Source organism: Streptomyces sp. NPDC008086 (assembly GCF_042957325.1).
GTDB lineage: Bacteria > Actinomycetota > Actinomycetes > Streptomycetales > Streptomycetaceae > Streptomyces.
The window spans coordinates 192,267-213,589 of record NZ_JBIBIA010000005.1 but is presented as its reverse complement, the minus strand read 5'-3'; the positions used below and the strand labels follow the sequence as shown (position 1 = coordinate 213,589).

Annotated in this window: 16 protein-coding genes; 9 read left to right on the top strand and 7 right to left on the bottom strand. The window is 71.6% G+C overall.

Annotated elements, in window-relative coordinates:
- Positions 1–18 precede the first annotated feature (18 nt).
- Positions 19–2,529, bottom strand: coding sequence for a SpoIIE family protein phosphatase (locus ACFZBP_RS18870; protein ID WP_391414396.1), 2,511 nt, complete (start codon positions 2,527–2,529; stop codon positions 19–21).
- Between the two features lie 388 nt (positions 2,530–2,917).
- Here ACFZBP_RS18870 and ACFZBP_RS18865 point away from each other — a divergent pair, with 388 nt between their 5' ends.
- From ACFZBP_RS18865 to ACFZBP_RS18825, 9 genes are all read left to right on the top strand, one after another.
- Positions 2,918–4,006, top strand: coding sequence for a substrate-binding domain-containing protein (locus ACFZBP_RS18865; protein ID WP_391414394.1), 1,089 nt, complete (start codon positions 2,918–2,920; stop codon positions 4,004–4,006).
- Positions 4,007–4,068: 62 nt separating this feature from the next.
- Complete coding sequence (locus ACFZBP_RS18860; protein WP_383453837.1) at positions 4,069–4,842, top strand: ATP-binding cassette domain-containing protein; 774 nt, start codon at positions 4,069–4,071, stop codon at positions 4,840–4,842.
- Positions 4,836–6,140, top strand: a complete 1,305-nt coding sequence (locus tag ACFZBP_RS18855) for a sugar ABC transporter permease (protein ID WP_391414392.1) — start codon at positions 4,836–4,838, stop codon at positions 6,138–6,140. The genes ACFZBP_RS18860 and ACFZBP_RS18855 overlap by 7 nt, the downstream gene beginning before the upstream one ends.
- Positions 6,141–6,249: 109 nt before the next feature.
- Complete coding sequence (locus ACFZBP_RS18850) at positions 6,250–6,882, top strand: DedA family protein (protein WP_383453831.1); 633 nt, start codon at positions 6,250–6,252, stop codon at positions 6,880–6,882.
- Positions 6,883–7,076: 194 nt separating this feature from the next.
- Positions 7,077–12,296 carry a family 43 glycosylhydrolase gene (locus ACFZBP_RS18845; protein WP_391414389.1) on the top strand — a complete coding sequence of 1,740 codons (5,220 nt, stop codon included), beginning with the start codon at positions 7,077–7,079 and terminating at the stop codon, positions 12,294–12,296.
- A gap of 153 nt (positions 12,297–12,449) precedes the next feature.
- A complete protein-coding gene (locus ACFZBP_RS18840) occupies positions 12,450–13,994 on the top strand; it encodes an alpha/beta fold hydrolase (protein ID WP_391414387.1) in 1,545 nt (514 codons plus the stop codon).
- Between the two features lie 41 nt (positions 13,995–14,035).
- Positions 14,036–14,272, top strand: coding sequence for a hypothetical protein (locus ACFZBP_RS18835; RefSeq protein ID WP_391414385.1), 237 nt, complete (start codon positions 14,036–14,038; stop codon positions 14,270–14,272).
- A 54-nt stretch (positions 14,273–14,326) separates the two neighbouring features.
- Positions 14,327–14,686: a DUF779 domain-containing protein gene (locus ACFZBP_RS18830; protein ID WP_383453823.1), complete on the top strand. Its 360-nt coding sequence runs from the start codon at positions 14,327–14,329 to the stop codon at positions 14,684–14,686.
- 78 nt (positions 14,687–14,764) lie between these two features.
- On the top strand, positions 14,765–16,000 hold the full coding sequence (locus ACFZBP_RS18825; RefSeq protein WP_391414383.1) for a phosphodiester glycosidase family protein: 1,236 nt from the start codon (positions 14,765–14,767) through the stop codon (positions 15,998–16,000).
- A 3-nt stretch (positions 16,001–16,003) separates the two neighbouring features.
- On the opposite strand, the gene ACFZBP_RS18820 is transcribed toward ACFZBP_RS18825, so the two are convergent.
- From ACFZBP_RS18820 to ACFZBP_RS18795, 6 genes are all read right to left on the bottom strand, one after another.
- A complete protein-coding gene (locus tag ACFZBP_RS18820; RefSeq protein WP_107912016.1) occupies positions 16,004–16,198 on the bottom strand; it encodes a hypothetical protein in 195 nt (64 codons plus the stop codon).
- Between the two features lie 120 nt (positions 16,199–16,318).
- Complete coding sequence (locus ACFZBP_RS18815) at positions 16,319–17,182, bottom strand: phosphatidylinositol-specific phospholipase C/glycerophosphodiester phosphodiesterase family protein (RefSeq protein WP_391414380.1); 864 nt, start codon at positions 17,180–17,182, stop codon at positions 16,319–16,321.
- A gap of 185 nt (positions 17,183–17,367) precedes the next feature.
- Complete coding sequence (locus ACFZBP_RS18810) at positions 17,368–18,444, bottom strand: acyl-CoA dehydrogenase family protein (RefSeq protein WP_391414378.1); 1,077 nt, start codon at positions 18,442–18,444, stop codon at positions 17,368–17,370.
- Entirely contained in the window at positions 18,441–19,622 is a 1,182-nt protein-coding gene (locus ACFZBP_RS18805) for an acyl-CoA dehydrogenase family protein (RefSeq protein WP_391414376.1), read from the bottom strand. Before ACFZBP_RS18805 ends, ACFZBP_RS18810 begins: the two co-directional genes overlap by 4 nt.
- Positions 19,619–20,596 (bottom strand): zinc-binding dehydrogenase, encoded by a 978-nt coding sequence (locus ACFZBP_RS18800; RefSeq protein WP_391414374.1) that lies wholly within the window; start codon positions 20,594–20,596, stop codon positions 19,619–19,621. The genes ACFZBP_RS18805 and ACFZBP_RS18800 overlap by 4 nt, the downstream gene beginning before the upstream one ends.
- 100 nt (positions 20,597–20,696) lie before the next feature.
- Positions 20,697–21,281, bottom strand: coding sequence for a helix-turn-helix domain-containing protein (locus tag ACFZBP_RS18795; protein ID WP_383453807.1), 585 nt, complete (start codon positions 21,279–21,281; stop codon positions 20,697–20,699).
- Positions 21,282–21,323: the final 42 nt, after the last annotated feature.

The window sequence follows — 21,323 nt, the reverse complement described above, 5'->3', positions numbered from 1 at the left end:
CAGCTCGCCTCGTTCCGTTCAGCGACTCGGCTCGGCGGGGGCGGGATCGTCCCGGTCCACGGTGACCTCGCTCCACACCTGCTTTCCGCCCGCGACCGGCACCGAGCCGCAGGAGTCCGACACCGCCTCGACCAGGAGCAGCCCCCGGCCGCCCGTCGACTCCCAGTCCACGATCACCGGCTTGGCGGGGGCGCGCGGCGAGGAGTCGCTCACGCAGACCCGGACCCGGTCCCCGCGGAGCATCAGGTCGAGGCGTACGGAGCCCTGGGTGTGCACCAGGGCGTTGGTGACCAGTTCGGACACGACGAGCAGCACCGCGTCGGCCGCGTCCTCGACGTTCCACCGGCGCAGGGTGCGCGCGGTGAAGCGCCGGGCGTGCATGACGGCGTCGGGCAGTCGCCACACCACCCAGCCGGCCCGGATCGGCCGGGTCTTCATGCCGTCGTAGCGCAGCAGCAGCAGCGCCACGTCGTCCTCGCGCCGGCCGATGTCGCCGAGCAGCGCGTCGGCCATCCGGGCCGGATCCGCGGGGTCGGCGGCGGCGAGCGCGACGCGGGTGCGCTCCATGCCCACGTCCAGGGGCAGGTCGGCGGCCTCGACCAGACCGTCGGTGACCAGGGCGAGCACGGTGCCGGGGGTCAGGGCGAGCGCGGTCATGGGGAACTCCGCCTCGGCGAGCACCCCCAGCGGGGGTCCGCCCTCGACCTCCACCTCCTCGGTACGGCCGTCGGGGTGGCGCAGCAGCGGGGAGAGGTGTCCGGCGCGGACGACCAGGGTGTTGCCCTCCTCCATGTCGAGTTCGACATAGCAGCAGGTGGCGAAGAGGTCGGTCTCCATGCCGACGAGGAGGCGGTTGGCGTGGGAGACGACCACGTCGGGCGGGTGTCCCTCGACCGCGTACGCCCGGACCGCCGTACGCATCTGGCCCATGATCGTCGCGGCTCCGGCGCTGTGTCCCTGCACGTCGCCGATGACCAGCGCGACCCGGTCCTCGGACAGGGCGATGACGTCGTACCAGTCGCCGCCCACCTGAAGCCCGCGTCGGGCGGGCAGGTAGCGGGCGACGGCGGTGCCGCCGGGGAGTTCGGGCAGCCGCCGGGGCAGCAGGCTGCGCTGCAGCATCGTCGCGAGTTCCTGCTCGGCGTCGTAGGCGTGCGCCCGTTTGAGGGCCTGGCCGATCAGGGCCGCGGTGGCGGTCAGCAGGGATCGCTCCTCGGGGATGAACTCGTGCGGCTGGTCCCAGCCGACCAGGCACACCCCGGCGACCCGGCCCTTGGCCGGGAGCGGCAGGACGGCCAGGCCTCCGGGGCCGATGCCGGCGAGTCCGGGTTCGAGGGCGGTACCGGCCGGCCAGAGGTCCATCCGGCCGTCGCGCAGGGCCAGTTGGAGGGTGGGCAGGGCGCTGACCGGGGCGTCGGGCCACTCGGCGCGCCACTGGGCGCGCCACAACTGCGGCCAGGCGTCGGGCTGGGGCGGATCGAGCAGGGTGACCACGAGCCGGTCGTCCCGGACGTCGGCGAGCGCCACCCGGTCGGCGCCCAGCGGCTCGCGCAGCGCGGCGACGGCCACGTGGCCGACGTCCCGGACCGTCGCGGCGTCGTCGAGCACCGCGGTCAGCCACTGGATCCGGGAGACGTCGTCGGCGCTGCGGCTCTTGACCGAGGTGGCCGTCACCACGCCCAGCACCTGCTCGGGCTGCTCGTCGGTGTGCCCCAGCACCCGGCAGATCAGGCTGAGCCAGCGCATCTCCCCGGTGGGGCAGCGGACCCGGAACTCCAGTTCCCGTCGGCCGGGCGCCTGCGCGGACGGTTCCAGGACCGACATCAGCGCGGGCATGTCCTCCGGGAGGGCGTGCGCGAGCAGGGTGTCGGCCTTGCCGTCGAAGTCCTCGGGCGTGGTGCCGACCAGTTCGAGCAGGGTGCCGTCGGCCTCGATCAGGCCGGTGTCCGGGACCAGGACGAAGGTGCCGACGCGCAGGCTCCGCAGGGCACGGCTCAGCAGGAACGGCTGCGGGGGCCGGCCGGACTCGGCCAGCAGCAGGCCGGCTGCGGCATCGGCGTACCGCTCCAGGAAGCGCTGCTGTCCGGCGTCGAAGCCGTCGGCGGAGGCGCCCACGACGACGAGGCAGCCCAGCCGGGTGCCCTCCCGCTCCAGGGGCAGCGCGCCGAGCGAGGCCGACCTGGCGCGCGGGGGCGTGGGAGCGCCCACGGGGTAGGAGGCGAGGGCGGCGGCGTTCAGCCACAGCGGGCGGTCGGTGCGGAAGGCGTGGGTCGCGGCCGAGCCGCCCGCCACGGACAGCCGCTCCGGCAGCCGGTACTCGTGGGTGGCGCCGACCGTTTCGAGCAGCTGCAGTTCCTCGTCCCCGGCCGTCGGCGCGTAGACGGCGGCCAGCGCGGCACCGGCGAACGCCAGAGCGCGGTCGCTCGTGGCGGCCCCCGGCTCCGTAGGCGGTGAACCGGTGCCCGCGGTGCCGACCTCCCATGCCCCCGGCGCCGAAACTCCGGTCCGGGCACGGCCGTCGTGCGGCATGTCCGCGCCTACCTCCCGTCCGTGCCGGAGGTGCCGAAGGGGATCGGGGCACCACCTCCCGCCGCCCCGGTCGCTTCCACCCACCAGAATCGCATATATGGAGAAGCCAGACATATCAGCCTGCGGCTTCCTCGTCGCTTCCTCGACCGTTCCGCGCCGGTTCCCAGCCGGCCGCACGCCGGTCCGGCGCCGCGGCGGCCCGCTCCCCGGGGCGCCTTCGCTGCGTTCGCCGATCCCCCCGGCCGGTGTCAGACTGACCACGTGGTCGTCCTGCCACGTCCAAGAACCCGGCCCTTGCGCCTGGGGTGGCCCCGTACCCGCACACGCGTCCTCGACACCATGAGCGCCTCCTCGCCACGCCGGGCGAAGGACAAGGGAGGTCTCTCACATGAAGGCCCGCATCCGGAGCGCGGTGCTCGCTCTGACCGCCGTTTCCACGGCCGCGGCCGTCGGGGCCTGCGGGGCGGGCGGGGGGAGCGACTCCGCGGAGGGTGACGCACCGGTGATCGGGGTGCTGCTGCCGGACGCCACCACGGCGCGTTGGGAGACCCGGGACAAGCCCCTGCTCGAAAAGGAGATCAAGGAACGGTGCCGTGACTGCACGATCGAGCAGGCCAACGCCAAGGGCGATGTGGCCATGCAGCAGGAGCAGATGAACTCGATGATCACCAAGGGCGTCGACGCGATCCTGCTCGTGGCGGTGGACGGCAGGTCGCTCGCCGCCTCGGTCAGGAAGGCGGTGGAGGCAGACGTCCCGGTCATCGCCTACGACCGCCTCGCCGAGGGCCCGATCTCCGGTCATGTCTCCTTCGACGGCGAGGAGGTCGGCCGGCTCCAGGGCACGGCGCTGCTGAAGGCCATGGGCGACGAGGTGCCGGGCGCCCAGATCGTCATGATGAACGGCGACCCCATCGACCCCAACGCGGTGCTCTTCAAGAAGGGAGCCCTGTCCGTGCTCACGGGGAAGGTGCGGATCGGCAAGGAGTACGACACCCTCCAGTGGCGGACCGAGTCCGCCAACCTGAACATGTCGGCCGCCATCTCCGCCCTCGGCGTCGACAACATCCAGGGGGTCTACGCCGCCAACGACGGCCTCGCCGCCGGCAGCATCGCCGCGCTCAAGGCGAACAAGGTGGACCCGGTGCCGCCGGTCACCGGGCAGGACGCCGAACTCCGTGCCGTGCAGCGCATCGTCGACGGGGAGCAGTACATGACCGTCTACAAGCCCTTCGAACCCGAGGCGGCGGCCGGCGCCGCCATGGCCGTGGCCGCGGCCCGCGGGGAGAACCTCGAGCGGGTCGGCAAGGACGAGGCGACGACGCGCGGTGGGCGACGGGTTCCGGCCGTCATGCTCACCCCGGTCTCCGTGACCGTCGGCAACATCAAGGACACCCTGGTCAAGGACGGGGTGTACACGATCCGGCAGATCTGCACCCCCGAACTCGCGGCCGCCTGCGCCGCGGCCGGGCTCACCTGACATCCGGTCCCCCGTCCGGATGCCGAGCCGGCGCCCGGATCCATGGGAAGGAGATCGTCTCCGTGTCCGCTCCCCCACTGCTGGCCCTGCACGGCGTGTGCAAGCGTTACGGCGCCGTGGAGGTCCTCGTGGACATCGAGCTGGAGATCCACGCCGGCCAGGTCGTCGCCCTGCTCGGCGACAACGGGGCCGGCAAGTCCACGCTGATCAAGGTGATCTCCGGCGTCACGCCTGCGGACAAGGGCGTCATCGAGTGGGAGGGCCGTACGGTCCACATCAGGCGCCCGAACGACGCCCGCGATCTCGGTATCGCCACCGTCTTCCAGGACCTCGCGCTGTGCGGGAACCTCGACGTCGTCGGCAACCTCTTCCTCGGGCGGGAGATCCGCAGGTTCGGGTTCCTCGACGAGATGGAGATGGAGCGCCGCACCCTCCAGCTGCTGGGGCAGCTGACTAGGGGCGTCCCGGAGCTGCGCGCCCCGGTGGTGTCGCTGTCCAGCGGTCAGCGGCAGACGGTCGCCATCGCCCGTTCACTCCTCGGCGACCCCCGGCTGCTCCTCCTGGACGAGCCGACCGCGGCGCTGGGGCTCCAGCAGACCACCGAGGTGATGGACCTCGTCGACCAGCTGCGCGACCGCGGCCTGGGCGTGCTGCTCATCAGCCACAACATGGGCGACGTCAAGGCGCTCGCGGACCGGGCCGCCGTGCTGCGGCTCGGGCGCAACAACGGCTTCTTCGACGTGAACACCGCCTCCCAGGAACAGATCATCTCCTCCATCACCGGGGCGACGGAGAACACGCCCCGTCGGCCGGCCCACCAGGAGGCGGGATGGTGAAAGGGACGCGCGACCGGGCGGACGACCCGCAGGCCGAAGCCGCCGCATCCGACCCCGAGGCCCGGCCGGGGGATCGCCGACAGGCCGTCGCTCGTGCCATGGAGGGCTGCGCCCGTGCCCTGGAGGGCGGGGTCGCCTTCTCCCGGCGCAAGCTGCGGGCCGGCGAGCTGGGCTCCCTGCCCGTCGTCCTCGTCCTCGCCGTCGTCTGGATCACCTTCCAGTCCCTCAACGCGAACTTCCTCTCGCCCCGCAACCTGTCCAACATCAGCGTGGACATCGTGGGCACCGGCCTGATCGCGGTCGGCATCGTCTTCGTGCTGCTGCTCGGCGAGCTCGACCTGTCGGTCGGTTCGGTCAGCGGGCTCGCGGCGGCCGTCTTCGCCGTGCTGAACGTGAACAACGGCGTGCCCGAGTGGCTCGCCCTAGTCGTCGCGGTGCTGGCCGGCACGGCGGCGGGGACCGTGCAGGGCTATAGCTTCGCCAGAACCCGGGTGCCCGCGTTCGTGGTCACCCTCGCGGGGCTGCTGACCTGGAACGGCCTCATGCTCTACATCCTGGGGAGCAGCGGCACGATCAACCTCGACGAGACCGGAATCGTCGCCGACCTGACCGGCTACTACTTCACCAACGACGCCGTCGCCTACGGCCTGGCGGCGCTCTCCGTGGGCCTGGTCTTCCTGGTGTCCTACCAGGACCGGCGGCGCCGCACGGCCGCCGGCATGCCGCACCGCTCGCTCCAGGTCATCGTGGTGCGCACCGGAGGGCTCGCGGTGATCGCGTTCGTCACCGCGTATCTCCTCAACCGCTTCCAGGGTCTGCCGCTCGCCCTGCTGATCTTCCTGGTGGTGGTCGCCGGACTCGACATCATCCTGCGCCGCACGCACTACGGACGGCAGGTCTACGCCCTCGGCGGCGGGATCGAGGCGGCCCGCCGCGCCAGCCTCCGTGTGACGCGGGTGCAGACCGCGGTGCTCGCGGTGTCCGGCACGATGGCCGCCGTGGGCGGGCTGTTCCTCGCCTCGCGCATCACCTCGGTGAGCCAGAGCTCGGGGTCGGGCGTGCTGCTCCTGAACGCCATCGCGGCGGCCGTCATCGGCGGCACCAGCCTCTTCGGCGGGCGCGGCTCCACCTGGTCGGCGGTGCTCGGCATGCTCGTCATCCAGTCGATCGCCTCCGGCATGGCGATCACGGACACCCCCGCCGCCGTCCAGTTCATGATCACGGGCGGGGTGCTGTTCGCCGCCGTGGTCATCGACGCGTTGTCCCGCCGCTCGCAGGAGGCGCACGGACGGGCCTGACGCTCCCGAGCCCGGGCAGGGGGCTCCGCCGGGGCAGGCGGCCGCGCCCGGCGCACGCGATGCTTGAGGGGAGGGTGGCCGACGAGGACGGTGGGGAGGTGAGGGCCCGGTGTTCGCCGTCAACCCGATGGACAGCGACTCGGTGCTGGCGACCTTCGGCGCCCTCGGGGTCCTCGTGGTGATCTTCGCGGAGTCGGGTCTGCTCGTCGTCGGATTCTTCCTGCCCGGCGACACCCTGCTCTTCCCGGCGGGCGTGCTGTGCGCGGCGAGCGCCGACCAGGCGCCCCGGCTGATGCTGTGGCAGGTGCTGCTGTGCGCCGCGGTCGGTGCCCTCCTCGGGGCCCAGGTCGGCTTCCTGCTCGGACGGCACGGCGGGCGGGCCCTGCTGGCCCGCACCTCCAGACGCCGCGTCCGGGAGGCGGCGGCCCGGGCGGAGAAGCTGCTGGCCCGCTACGGCTATGGAAAGGCCCTGGTGATCGGCCGTTTCATCCCCATGGTGCGGACCGTCCTGCACCCGGCGGCCGGCGCCCTCGGCGTGCCCACCCGGACCTTCACCGTGTGGCAGATCGTCGGCGGCCTGCTCTGGTCGACGAGCCTGGTCATGGCCGGTTACGCCCTCGGCACCACCGTCCCCGACGCCGATGACTTCCTGCTGCCGCTGGTCGCCGTCGTCGTCGTGCTCTCCCTGCTGCCCCTGATCCCCGTACTGACCGAGGCGCGCCGCTCAAGGCGCGACCGCTGACGCCCGCTCAGCCGCGACCGACACCGGCGCCGACGCCGTACGACTCTCCGCTCGTTCGACCCATCGGACATCGTTCGAAAACCCTTGACGCTGTGCCACACCCCGGCTGACACTCTCGCAACACGACGTCACACAGCCGAAACGGCAGGGTGCCCTTGGCCGCGGCCCCGCCATGCCTCAGCAGGGAAAACCACATGCCGTACATCGCACGCGCCCGCGACCGCGTGAGACGCCGGGCGGGCCGACTCGCCGGGCTGACCGCCGTGTCGTTGCTGCTAGGGCTCGCCGCCCCCGCCCTCCCCGCACAGGCCGCCGCCACGACCGAAGCGGCGGAGGTCACCGACGGGCTCGCCCTCTGGTACAAGCTCGACGCCGCCTCCGGCAGCACGGTGACCGACGCCTCCGGCCACGGCCGGGACGCCACGGTGAACGGCACCGCGGACTGGTCGGGCACCGGCGAGGGGCTCGCCTTCAACGGTTCGGACACCTACCTCAAGGTGCCGAACGACGTCATGAAGGGCATGGCCGCGATCACCGTCTCGCTGGACGTGCGGATCGACGCCGCGCAGAGCACGCCGTACTTCCTGTACGGCTTCGGAAACTCCAGCGGCGGCAACGGCAACGGCTACCTCTTCACGACCGGCAACTCCCTGCGCACGTCCGTCGCCAGCGGCAACTGGTCGACCGAGCAGACCACCAAGCCGGCCGACTCCCACAACCTCACCCGCGCGGTCTGGAAGCACCTCACCTACACCCAGTCCGGCACCACGGGCGTGCTGTACGAGGACGGCGTCGAGGTCGGCCGCAACACGGCGGTCGGCATCACCCCGGGCTCGATCGGCTCCGGCACCACCACCGCCAACTACATAGGCAAGTCCGTCTACTCGGGCGACAAGCTGTTCAAGGGCCGCATCCGTGACTTCCGGGTCTACGACCGCGCGCTCGCCTCCTCCGAGGTCGAGCAGCTCGCCCTCCCCGTCGCCACCCAGGGCGTCGCCGACGACAAGGCCGCGCTGAGCCTCGGGGACACCACTGCCGTCACGGCCGACCTCGACCTGCCGAGGACCGGCACGGCGGGCGGCTCCTCGATCAGCTGGGCCAGCGACGCGCCGTCCGTGGTGTCGGCCACCGGCGAGGTGACCCGCCCGGCCGCCGGACAGCCCGACGGCCACGCCACACTCACGGCCACCCTGAAGAAGGGCACCGTCACCGACACCAGGACCTTCGAGGTCACGGTGCTCCCCGACTTCGACGACCGGACGGCCGCCGAACAGGCCGCCCAGGCCCTCACCGTGCACAACCTCGACGACGTACGCGGCAACCTCACGCTCCCGTCGAGCGGTTCCTACGGCACCGCCGTCACCTGGTCCTCCGCGCGGCCGGACGTCGTCTCGGCCGACGGTGTCGTCCACCGCCCCGCGCACGGCGACGGCGCCACCACGGTCGAGCTGACCGCCACCGTCACCAAGGGCGAGGCGAAGGCGACCCGCACCTTCACCGCGAAGGTTCCGGAACTGCCGAGGCAGGAGGCCCTCAAGGGCTACATGTTCAGCTACTTCACCGGTGAGGGCACGGCGGACGGCGAGCAGCTCTACGCCGCGCTCAGCAAGGGAGACGACCCGCTGAAATGGCGGGAGTTGAACGACGGCAAGCCCGTCCTGACCTCCACGCTGGGCGAGAAGGGCCTGCGCGACCCGTTCATCATCCGCTCCCCCGAGGGCGACAAGTTCTACCAGATCGCCACCGACCTCAGGATCTACGGCAACGGCGACTGGGACGCCTCCCAGCGCACCGGCAGCAAGTCCATCATGGTCTGGGAGTCCACCGACCTCGTCCACTGGACGAACCAGCGCCTGGTCAAGGTCTCCCCGGACAGCGCGGGCAACACCTGGGCGCCGGAGGCGTTCTACGACGCCAAGCTCGGCGAGTACGTGGTGTTCTGGGCGTCGAAGCTGTACGACAACGAGGCGCACTCCGGCGACACGTACAACCGCATGATGTACGCGACCACCCGCGACTTCTACACCTTCAGCGAGCCCAAGGTCTGGATCGACCGCGGCTACTCCGTCATCGACTCCACGGTGATCCAGCACGACGGCACCTACTTCCGCCTCTCCAAGGACGAGCGGAACAACACCTCCTCCACCCCCAACAGCAAGTTCATCTTCGAGGAGAAGAGCGACTCCCTCCTGGACCTGTCCTGGGACGCCGTCGCCGAGGGCATCGGCAAGGGCGCGATGAACGCCGCCGAGGGGCCGCTGGTGTTCAAGTCGAACACCGAGGACAAGTGGTACGCGTTCCTGGACGAGTTCGGCGGCCGGGGCTACATCCCCTTCGAGACGACCGACCTGGCCTCCGGGACCTGGACCCCGTCCACGGGCTACGACCTCCCGGCGAAACCACGCCACGGCACGGTGCTGCCGGTGACGCAGGCCGAGTACGACCGGCTGCTGCGCGCCTACCAGCCCGACCAGTTGGTGACCGGCGTCGAGGACGTGACGGTGAAGACGCGGATCGGTGCGGCACCGGTCCTCCCGGGCACCGTGATCGCCGAGTACGCCGACGGCGTCAAGCGCCCCGTCTCCGTGACCTGGGAGGACGTCCCGGCGTCCAAGTACGCGCAGGCCGGCGTCTTCACCGTGACCGGCAGCCTGCCCGACGGCACGGCGCTGCCGGTCCGGGCCGAGGTGACCGTCTCGGAGGAAGGCCCGGACGTCCCGGCCGACCTGCTCCTGCGGTACGACTTCGACGAGACGGACGGCAACATCGCCCGTGACGCGAGCGGACACGGCTACCACGGCACCTATGTCCGTACGCCCGACTTCGGCACGGGAGTCGAGGGCGGCTCGTTCAAGATGTCCGGTGCCTCCGACTCGCCGTACGTGAAGATCCCGAACGGCGTGCTGAGGAACGCCGACAGCGTCACCGTCTCGACGTACGCCAAGTGGAAGGGCGGCGACAGCTTCCAGTGGCTGTTCGGGCTCGGCCCCGACAGCGACAAGTACCTGTTCGCGACTCCCTCCAACGGCGGCTCCAGCCTCTACTCGGCGATCACCAAGGCGAGTTGGTCGGCGGAGTCGAAGCTGACGGCCGGCCGGCAGCTCACGCCAGGCGAGTGGCAGCACGTCACCGTCACCCTCGACGGCACGACCGGCACGATGGTCCTCTACGTGGACGGCATCGAGGCCGCGCGCACGACGACGACCATCAAGCCGTCCGAGCTGTACGACGCGAACAAGGACTACTCCGGCTACATCGGCCGGTCCCTGTACTCGGCCGACCCGTCCTTCGGCGGCGAGGTCGACGACTTCCGCATCTACGACCGGGCCCTGACGGCCGCCGAGGTCATGGAGCTCAGCGGCAACACGGCGGGCATCGCCAAGGCCACGCACCCGGCGTTGAAGGTCGACGCGCTCGTCGACAACGCCGGCGGCACGATCACGCTGCCGATGAAGGAGGGCACCGATCTCACGGCCCTCGCCCCGGAGTTCACCCTCGCCCACGGCGCGGCGATCAGCCCGGCCTCCGGCAGCGTGCAGGACTTCAGCAAGCCGGTGACGTACGAGGTGACGGGCTCGGACGGGAAGAAGCGCACCTGGACGGTCTCGGCGCTGATCATGAAGAGCCCGGTGCTGCCCGGCCTCAACGCCGACCCGAACATCGTCCGCTTCGGCGACACCTTCTACATCTACCCGACGACCGACGGCTTCGAGGGCTGGAGCGGTACGCAGTTCAAGGCGTACTCGTCCACGGACCTGGTCCACTGGAAGGACCACGGCGTCATCCTCGACCTGGGCCCGGACGTCTCCTGGGCGGACAGCAGGGCGTGGGCGCCGACGATCGCCGAGAAGGACGGGAAGTACTACTTCTACTTCTGCGCCGACGCCAACATCGGTGTCGCGGTGTCCGACTCGCCGACGGGGCCGTTCAAGGACGCACTGGGCAAGCCGCTGCTCAAGGCGGGCCAGTTGAGCGGCCAGATGATCGACCCGGCGGTCTTCACGGACGACGACGGGCAGTCGTACCTCTACTGGGGCAACGGGCACGCGTACGTGGCGCCCCTGAACTCCGACATGACCTCCATCGACACCTCCAAGGTCAAGGACATCACCCCGAGCGGCTACAACGAGGGCACCTTCGTCATCAAGCGCAAGGGCACCTACTACTTCATGTGGTCGGAGAACGACACCCGGGACGAGAACTACCGCGTCGCCTACGCCACCGGCCCCTCCCCCACCGGCCCCTGGACCAAGCACGGCGTGATCCTGGAGAAGGACCTCTCCCTCGGCATCAAGGGCCCCGGCCACCACTCCGTCGTCCACGTCCCCAACACCGACGACTGGTACATCGTCTACCACCGGTTCGCCATCCCCGGCGGCGACGGCACCCATCGTGAAACGACCGTCGACAAGCTGGAGTTCGACGCCGAGGGCATGATCAAGAAGGTCGTGCCCACGCTCACCGGCATCGACCCGGTGACCGTGGTGCACGCCGGTCCTGACGGCAGCGGGAAGGAAGGCGACGCGATCCCGCTGAACGGCACCGTCTCCGGTGCGGGCGGCCCGAAGTGGACGGTCGAGGCAGGCGCACCCTGCACGGTCGCCGACCCCGGGGCCGCCCGGACCACGATCACCTGCGCCGACAACGGCACGTACGACGTCACCCTCACCGGCGGCCGCGGCAGCGACACGGCCACCGTCGACGTCGCCAACGCGGCACCGGCGATCACCTCGGCCACCGGCCCGAAGTCGGCCGTCTCCGTCCGCCAACGCGCCACGGTCACCGCCGACTTCGGCGACGCGGGCACCCGGGACTCCCACACCTGCACGGTCGACTGGAAGGACGGCGCGGCTCCGGCCGACGGCACGGTCACCGGCAGCGTGTGCCGCGCCGAGCACGTCTACACCAAGGCCGGCATCCACCGTCCGGTGATCAAGGTCACCGACGACGACGGCGCCTCGGACAGCTCCGCGCTGCCCGAGCTGATCGTCTACGACCGCGGCGCGGGTCCCGCGCTGGGCGCCGGTGTGATCACCTCCACGGCCGGCGCGTACCCGGCCAGTCCGGCTGTCACCGGCAAGGCGGCCTTCTCCTTCGCCGTCGCGTACGGCTGGGGCGCCGCTGTCCTCACGGGCAAGGCCGCCTTCGATTTCGGCCCGGCCAAGCTGAAGTTCCGCTCCACCGGCTCCGACTGGCTGGTGATCACCGGCTCCCGGGCGGTCTACCAGGGCTCCGGGACCGTCAACGGCAGCGGTGGCTACGGCTTCCGGATCACGGCGACGGACGGCCCGGACACCTTCCGCATCAAGATCTGGAAGAAGTCCACCGGTGACGTCGTCTACGACAACCTCACCGGCGCCAGGACGACGGGCGTCGTCAAGATCGCTGACAACCCCGGAGGCCGTGAGGGGTAACCCTTAGGCCTGCTCCGGACGTTCCCTGGTTCCGTCCCTGATTCCGGTCCTGAACCGTTGTGGCCACCCTCGGCCCGCTGTGAAGCTCGTCGAGGAGTGGCCACTCCTGTGTTCCGTGGTCCGAGAAGTATCAGGAGTACCAGGAGGAACTCTGTGCAGCCGTTGACGAAGGCGCTCACCGGGGCGCTCACCGCCGGAGTGCTGGCGGTCGGCGCACTGGTGGTCGGCCCGGGCGTGGCGGACGCCGGCACGCCGGACCGCTTATCCGCCGGCCCCTCGGCGACGCCCGCCGGCCGGATCGACTGGACGCCGTGCCCCGAACATCCCACGGCCGAGTGCGGCACCCTCAGGCTGCCGGTCGACTGGGCGAACCCGGCGGGCGATAAGTTCGACATGGCGGTGGCGCGGCGCAAGGCGACCGACCCGGACCGTCGGATCGGCGCGCTCCTGGTCAATCCGGGCGGGCCGGGCGACCCGGGCGTGGGCTTCGCCCTGACCCGCGCGCCCGCCCAGTTCAGCAAGGAACTCCAGGCCAAGTTCGACATCGTCGGCTTCGATCCGCGAGGTGTCGGACTCAGCCAACCGGTGAAGTGCTCGACGGAACTGCTCGGCCGGGCGCCGTCCCCGTACCCCCGCAACCAGGCGGAGTTCGACCGACTGGCGGCCTACAACCGGGAGTTGCGCGAGGACTGCCGACGGCACAGCGGCCCGATCTTCGACCACGCCGACACTCTGGGCGTCGTCCGGGACATGGAGGCCCTGCGCAGGGCACTGGGCGAGAAGAAGCTCAACTACTTCGGCCACTCCTACGGCACCCTGATCGGCGAGCAGTACGCGGAGCTGTACGGCGACCGGATCCGTGCCATGGCCCTGACCGCGAACATCGACCACAGCCTGGGCACCCGCGACTTCATGGTCTCCTCCGCGGCGGCCGCCGAGGACTCCTTCCACCAGTTCGTGAAGTGGTGCGAGCGCTCGCCGTCCTGCGCACTGCACGGCCGGGACGTCACCGCCGTCTGGGACCGTCTGCTCGCCCGGGCCGACCGGGGCGAGATCCAGGATCCGGCGAACCCGGGCCAGACGCTCTCCGGGAACGACATCAGTTTCTTCGCCTTCCGGTACAAGTTCTACGGCCCGGACTACGACGAGCTCGCCGACCATGTGGCCGCACTCGAAGCGCAGACGGGGCCAAGTCCCCGCGCCGAACCCGAGCCGAGTACGTCGGGGGCGTCTGCCGCCGAGGACGCCGAGCAGCGGACAACGGCCGAGCCCTTCGCCGCGGTGTTCTGCCAGGACTGGCGCATCCGGCCCAAGGACCACAAGGAGTTCGCCCGTCTGACCGCGGCCGAGCTGCGCGCGGCACCGCACATGCGTGGCTCACCGCGTGTCCACGCCGCGATGGCCGGATGTGTCGGCTGGCCGGACGAGGTGAACAACCCGCAGCACCGCCTTCGCATCACCGGAGCCCCCGAGATCCTCATGCTGCACTCTCGCCACGACCCGGCGAACAACCACGCGTGGGCCACCAACGTGCACCGGCAGACCCGCGACACGACGGTGCTGCTCACGTACGAGGGCGCGGGGCACAGCGTCTACGGGCGCAGTGACTGCACCCGCGGAGCGGTGGACGACTACCTCATGGCCCTGAAGGTTCCGCTGGACGGCAGCAGCTGCCCCGCGGCCGGTCCGGGCGCCTGACCCACCCGTGGGAGCGCCTCGGCGGCGGTGTCGAAACCGCCGTGAAGCCGAGCGGAAGCCGGCTCCTCGCACGCTCCGAGGCGTCTCCCACGACCGGCGGCTTCTCGGGCTGCTCGTCCGGCCACAGCCCCTCCACGAGCCGCCCCGTGCCGCAGTCGGCTCGCGGCTCCCCGGCGAGCAGCGCGAGCAGCCCGCGCAGACGGGGCGCCGTGATCTCCCTGCCCCGGTGGGAGACGGACGTCAACAGCGTCAGCTCGATGGTCACCCGAGCAGCGTAGTCAGAAGATCGAGTGCAACCCTCTCGCAACGTCGCCCGTGCTGCCCTTGCTGCCATGTATGAGGAGACCCCGCGTGTCGAGCTCACCCCCGCTGCCGCCGACCTGCTGCGCCGTCTGCACGCGACGCACGGCCCGCTGATGTTCCACCAGTCCGGCGGCTGCTGCGACGGCAGCGCGCCGATGTGCTACCCGGAGGGCGAGTTCCGTACCGGCGGCTCGGACGTGCTGCTGGCGGAACTCCAGGTCGAGGGGGTGGCGGAGCCGGTGACGTTCTGGATGTCGCGCAGTCAGTACGAGGCGTGGAGCCACACCCGGCTGATCGTGGACGTCGTCGAGGGCCGGGGCAGCGGATTCTCGCTGGAGGCACCCGAGGGGGTGCGTTTCCTCACCCGTTCTCGCGTCGTCGGCGCCTAGCAACCCCGCAGGTCATCGCCGTCTGGTGCACTTCCCCTGAGTCCTGGGACATTTGACGAGACATCAGGGGGAGGAATCGTGACGCGTCGTCAGAAACGGTTCGGTGCCGCCAGAGCGGCCCTCACACTGCTCACGGCACTCGGTGCGCTGGCCGGTGCGGCCCTGACGGGGGCGGCACCGGCCGGCGCCGCGCAGGGCACCCCGATCGCGCCCGGTGTCGCCTACGACGAGTTCGACGTCCCGGCGGCCAAGGGCACGACGCACGCCCATGTCCTCACCGTCGACCTGCGCGATCCGCGGGTACGCCTCGACCTGCTGCACCCGGGCGCGGTCGCGGCACGGGCCACCGTCTCGCGGCAGGCCACCGACCAGGGTGCCGTCGCGGGCGTGAACGGCGACTTCTTCAACATCAGCGAGGCCCAGCACCCGGGCGTCCAGGTGACCGGCGCGAGCGTGGGACCGGCGATCGCGCGCGGCCGGGCACTGAAGGCGGCAGTGCCGAACGGCCAGCGGTTCGGGCCGGCGCTGCCGCCCGGCACGAGCACCGAGGACGTGGTGGGCGTGGGCATCGACGGGCGGGCCCGGATGGACGCCCTGAGCCTGGCCGGCTCGATCCGCACTCGGGAGGGCTCGCTGCCGCTGCGCGGGCTCAACCAGTACGCGCTGCCGGTGGGCTCCGTCGGGGCGTTCACCACCAAGTGGGGCGAGGTCTCCCGGGTCCGCGCCACCTGCGGCACGGACACCGACCGGGCGGCCCCGTGCAGCGCCGACACCTACGAGGTGACGGTCCGTCACGGCCGGGTCGTGTCGGCCGCCGACACTCCGGGCAGTGGTCCGATCGCCGCGGGCACGACCGTCCTCGTGGGCCGCGAGGCGGGCGCGCAGCAGTTGCGGAAGTTCTCGACGGGCGAGCGGGTGACGGTACGGCACCGACTGGTGGCGGCGAAGTCACATGTCCCGTTCCGCTTCGCGCTGGGCGGCTATCCGGTCCTCGACGACGGGCAGCCGTTGCCCGGCCTGGACGACCGGGCCTCGGCCGTACGGACGGCCGTGGGCATCGCGGACCGCGGCCGGCGGCTGCTGCTGCTCGCGCTGGACGGCGCGCCCGAGTACCGCACTGGCCTGACCGTCGCGGAAGTGGCGTCCGTGATGCGGGAGCTGGGTGCGGTGGACGCGTTCAGCCTGGACGGCGGCGGTTCGTCGACGCTGGTCGCCCGGGCGGCGGGGGCATCGGCGGTCGCCGTGCGGAACCATCCGTCCGACGGCGTGGAACGCCCGGTCCCCAACGGCATCGGGGTCTTCTCCACCGGCTGAGCCTCACGGTCTGAGGCTGCTGACGATGTCCGCCGTGGCCGTCAGACCGCTGTTGATGGTGGGCGCCATGCTCGTGCTGGCCAGGTAGAAGCCGAGCAGCAGGCACACCAGCGCATGGGTGATCTTCAACCCGCCGTTGCGTACGAAGATCACCGCCAGGATGAACAGCAGCAGCACCACAGAGATGGAAATGGCCATCGTCAACCTCCTCCGCCACGCCGCCTCGCCCGGTTCACGGCGTTCGGCCGTAAGTGTGGCGTAGCGGAGGGTTCGTCCGGGCGGCTGAGCCGTACTCCGAACGTGTGGTGTCCTGCCCGCCTAGGCCGTGCGGCGGGCGTCGAGGAAGGCCTCCAGGCCGGCGAGGTCGTCGGTGTTGAGGAAGTCGACGTCGGCGTCCAGCAGTTCGGCCCAGAGGGCGTCGCGGGCGGGTCCGGCGACGTCCGGGGTGGCCCAGAAGCGCACCTTCTGCCCTCGGGAGTGCGCCGCCCGGACGATGTCGCGCAGCTTGCGCCGCTCTGCGTCCGGGAAGGCGCCCACGCCGAGCCAGGTGAAGTTGAGCGTCCAGTTGTCGCTGATCAGCGGGACGAAGGAGGCGGGCGCGGAGCTGCCGAGGTCGGCGAGGCGGCCGTCGTAGAAGGCCCGGCGGACGCTCTGGGCCTCCATCGGCGTACGGGCCGCGCGGTCGCCGGAGATCACGGCGGTGACCGCGCCCGGGAACACTCGTCCGTGGGCGTACGTCGTGAACAGGTGCTTGTAGCGCCTCAGATGCCTGTCGAGTTCGAGGTACGTCGACGCGCCCTCGGTCTTGATGTCGACGAGGAGCTGGAGCGGCCTGCGGTGCCCCCGGTAGACGGAGCCGTGGTTCGCCCTGACGCGGGCGGCCAGCGGGTCGAGGTAGAGGGACTCCAGGGTGCGGGTGGGGTCGAGGTCCTCGGGGTCGTGGGCGACGAGGAGTTGGTCGCCGACGAGGTAGATGTCGGCTTCGAGGCTGCCGAAGCGGTGGTCGAGGGCGTCGAGGAGGGGACGCGAGTGCTCGTAATCGTTGTGGGCGTGGGCCCGCCACAACGGGCGCGGGCCGTGCCCCCGTTCGCCCGCGAGCGCTTCGGCGGCGGGCAGGGCGACCGTGCCCGCGAGGGCGGCGCCGAGGGTGGTGAGGGCTCTGCGACGGGTGGTGAGGGCCATGCTCTGCCTCCCTGGTGGGGCCGGACGGAACCGCTGTGAGTATGCGGTTCCGAAGGGCCCGAACAGCAGGGCTGTGCGGTGAGTTGGCCGGACTGCCGTCGTCCGTTCACTTCACCCCGGGCGTGCACACGGAAAAGCCCGCCCCAGGTCGGGCGGGCTTTCCGTGTGCTTCGCTCAGGTGTACGTCAGGGAGCCTGGAGCTCGACGAGTTCGGCCAGCGCGGCGCGGTGGGCGCCCGCCGTGCCGTAGGCGATGGAGTCGGCCTTGGCGCGCTTCAAGTAGAGATGGGCGGGGTGCTCCCAGGTCATCCCGATACCACCGTGCAGCTGCACGGCCTCCTCGGCGGCGTGCACGGCGACGGACGCCGCGTAGGACTGCGCGACCGCCACCGCCACGTCGGCGTCCTCGCCCGTCGCCAGCGCGTCGGCGGCGCCCCGCGCGGCCGCGCGCAGGTTGACGACCTCCAGCCACAGCTGGGCGAGCCGGTGCTTGAGCGCCTGGAAGCCGCCGACGGGCCGGTTGAACTGCTTGCGGTCCTTCAGATAGCGGACCGTCTCGGTCAACGTCCAGTCGGCGAGCCCGAGTTGCTCGGACGCGAGCAGTCCGGCCCCGGCGCGCAGGGCGCGTCGCACGGCGGGTTCGGCGTCGCCGAGCAGCCGTCCGGGCGCACCGTCCAGGGTGACCGTGGCCACGGGACGGGTCAGGTCCAGGGACGCCCGCGGGGTGACGGTCACCGCGTCGGCGTCCACCGCGTACAGTCCGCCGTCGTCCGCGGGCACGAGCAGCACGTCGGCGGCGGCCGCGTCCGCGACGCCGGTCAACTCCCCGTGCAGACGGCCGTCTTCATGGCGTACGACCTTGTAGGCGTCGCCCGGTCCGACGTTCAGCGCGACCGCGAGGGCGCCGATCCGCCGGCCGGTCGCCAGCTCGGCGAGCAGGCCCGCGTCGGTCTCGCAGGCGAGCAGCGCCTCGGTGGCCACGACGGCGCTGGTCAGATAGGGCACCGGAGCGACCGCGCGCCCCAACTCCTCGAGCACGACGGCGACTTCGCGGTGCGTGGCGCCCTGGCCGCCCCTGTCCTCCGGGATCAGCAGCCCGGCCAGGCCCATGCCGTCGGCGAGGGCCTTCCAGGCGGCCAGGTCGTGCGGGGTGTCCGACTCGGTGCGGGCGATGACGCCGGGCGCGTCGCAGTGGTCGGTGAGCAGGTCGCGTACGGCGGCCCGCAGCGCTTCCTCCTCCTCCGAGTAGAGCAGGTCGGTCATCGGGCGAGGTCCTTCCAGGCGACGTCCTTGTCGGTGCGCGGCTCGGCGGGCAGGCCCAGGACGCGCTCGGCGACGATGTTCAGCAGGACCTCGCTGGTCCCGCCCTCGATGCTGTTGCCCTTGGAGCGCAGATAGCGGTAGCCGGCGTCGCGGCCGGTGAAGTCCACGAGCTCCGGGCGGCGCATGGTCCAGTCGTCGTACAACAGGCCCTCCTCGCCGCGCAGTTCGACCTCCAGGCCGCTGATCTCCTGGTTGAGCCGGGCGAAGGCGAGCTTCATGCCGGCGCCCTCGGGGCCGGGCTGGCCGGCGACGAGCTGCTGGCGCAGCCGCTCGCCGGTGAGGCGGGCAACCTCGGCCTCGACCCACAGCTTCAGCAGCCGCTGGTGCAGGTCGTGGGTGCGCAGTTCGGGGCGCTCGCGCCACGTCTTCGAGATCGGGCCGATCATGCCGCCCTCGCGGGGCAGTCGCATGCCGCCTATCGCGACGCGTTCGTTGTTCAGCGTGGTCTGCGCGACCCGCCAGCCGTCGCCGATCGCGCCGAGGCGACGCGAGTCCGGGATGCGGACGTCGGTGAGGAAGACCTCGTTGAACTCGGCCTCACCGGTGATCTGGCGCAGCGGCCGGACCTCGACGCCCGGGTCCGTCATGTCGCACAGGAAGTAGGTGATGCCCGCGTGCTTGGGCACGTCCGGGTCGGTGCGGGCGATGAGGATGGCCCAGCGGGCGACGTGCGCGCTGGAGGTCCACACCTTCTGTCCGTTGACGACCCAGTCGTCACCCTCCCGTACGGCCCGGGTGCCCAGCGCGGCCAGGTCGGATCCGGCGCCCGGCTCGCTGAAGAGCTGGCACCAGACCTCCTCGCCGGTCCACAGCGGCCGCAGATAGCGCCGCCTCTGCTCCTCGGTGCCGTACTGGAGGATCGTCGGGGCGGCCATGCCGAGGCCGATGCCGATGCGCCGGGGGTCGTTGTCGGGCGCGCCCGCGGCCTCCAGCTCGGCGTCCACGACGACCTGGAGGGAGCGGGGCGCACCGAGTCCGCCGAGGCCCTCGGGGTAGTGCACCCAGGCCAGGCCGGCGTCGAAGCGGGCGCGCAGGAAGTCCAGTCGGTCGGTGCCGGCCGGCGGGTGGGCGGCCAGCAGCTCCGCGGTGCGGCGGCGCAGTTCGGTGGCGTCGGTCATGCCGCTCCTCCTTCGGTGAGTCCCGGGATCACGGCGACGCGGCCGGTGGTGACGCCGTCGGCGACGCGCTGCACTGCGGCCGCGGCAGCGCTCAGCGGGACGCGCTCGCTGACCAGCGGTTTGATGGCGCCCCGGGCGGCCAGCTCGGTGAGCTGTTCGTGGCAGTGCTGGATCAGCTTCGGATTCTTGGTGTTGTACAGGCCCCAGTGCAGGCCGAGGATCGAGTAGTTCTTCACCAGGGCGTGGTTGAGTGCCGGGCTGGGGATCGAGCCGCTGGCGAAGCCGACGACCACGATCCGGCCCTCGAAGGCGACGACCTTGGCGGACTGTGCGTAGGCCTCGCCGCCGACGGGGTCGTAGATCACGTCGGCGCCCCGGCCGCCGGTGGCCTCCTTGACTGCGGCGATGACGTCCTCGCCACGCCGGTCGATCACCACGTCGCAGCCCAGTTCCCGGGCCACGGCCGCCTTCTCGGAGCCGCCGACGACGCCGATGACGGTGGCGCCGGCGGCCTTCCCGAGCTGCACGGCCGCGCTGCCGACCCCTCCGGCGGCAGCGTGGACGAGCAGGGTCTCGCCGGCTTCCAGACCGGCCCGGCGGTGGAGGCCGAACCAGCCGGTCTGGTAGCCGATGTGCAGGGCGGCGGCCTCGGCGTCGTCCAGCGCTTCGGGCGCGGGCAGGAGAGCGGCGGCGTCCGCGACGGCGTACTCGGCGAAGCCGCCGTACGGCAGCGCCGGGTTGGCGAGGACGCGGCGCCCGTCCTCGGTCTCGCCGCAGATCTCCACGCCCGGCGTGAACGGCAGCGGCGGCCTGACCTGGTACTGGCCCCGGCACAGCAGCGCGTCCGGGAAGTTGATGTTCGCGGCGCGCACCTTCAGCAGGACCTGGCCGTCGCCGGGCGTGGGCGTCTCGACGTCGTCGAGCCGCATCACCTCGCTCGGCTCGCCGTTCTCGTGCACTTGCCATGCCTGCATGCGGTGCCTCCACGGGACTGCTTCGTCTGACCGGGGTCGCTACGCATACTAAGCGGTCGCTTGCCATCAGGGAACCGTCATTCGGCAACAGTCGGGTGCGTCACGACCGCTTGGGCCGCGCCCGCACATGCATCCGCTCCCCCTGCGGTCCGAACAGGCTGAGGAACTCCACCGGCCCCTCCCCCGTCGACCCGAACCAGTGCGGGACCCGGGTGTCGAACTCGACGGCCTCCCCCGCGGTCAGCACGATGTCGTGATCGCCCAGGACCATCCTCAGCTTCCCCGCCATCACATACAGCCACTCGTACCCCTCATGGGTCCGCGGTTCCGGCTCGACCTTCTCCTGCGGCACCAGCACCTTGAAGGCCTGGAGACCGCCGGGCTGCCGGGTCAGCGGCCAGTACGTGCGCCCGTGCCGCCGGATCGGCTCGGCCCGCACCCGGGGGTCGCGCACGGCGGGCGCGGCCACCAGTTCGTCCAGCGCCACCTCGTGCGCTCGGGCGATCGGCAGCAGCAGTTCCAGACTGGGCTTGCGCAGCCCCGACTCCAGTCTGGAGAGCGTGCTCACCGAGATGCCGGTCGCCTCCGACAGCCCGGCCAGCGTCGCACCCCGCTCCTTGCGGATCCGGCGCAGCCGTGGACCGACCTCCGCGAGCACCGCGTCCATCTCGTCGTCCTCACTCATGCCTGCCATTGCAGTTTCGGCAAACGTGTTTGTCAATGCGGT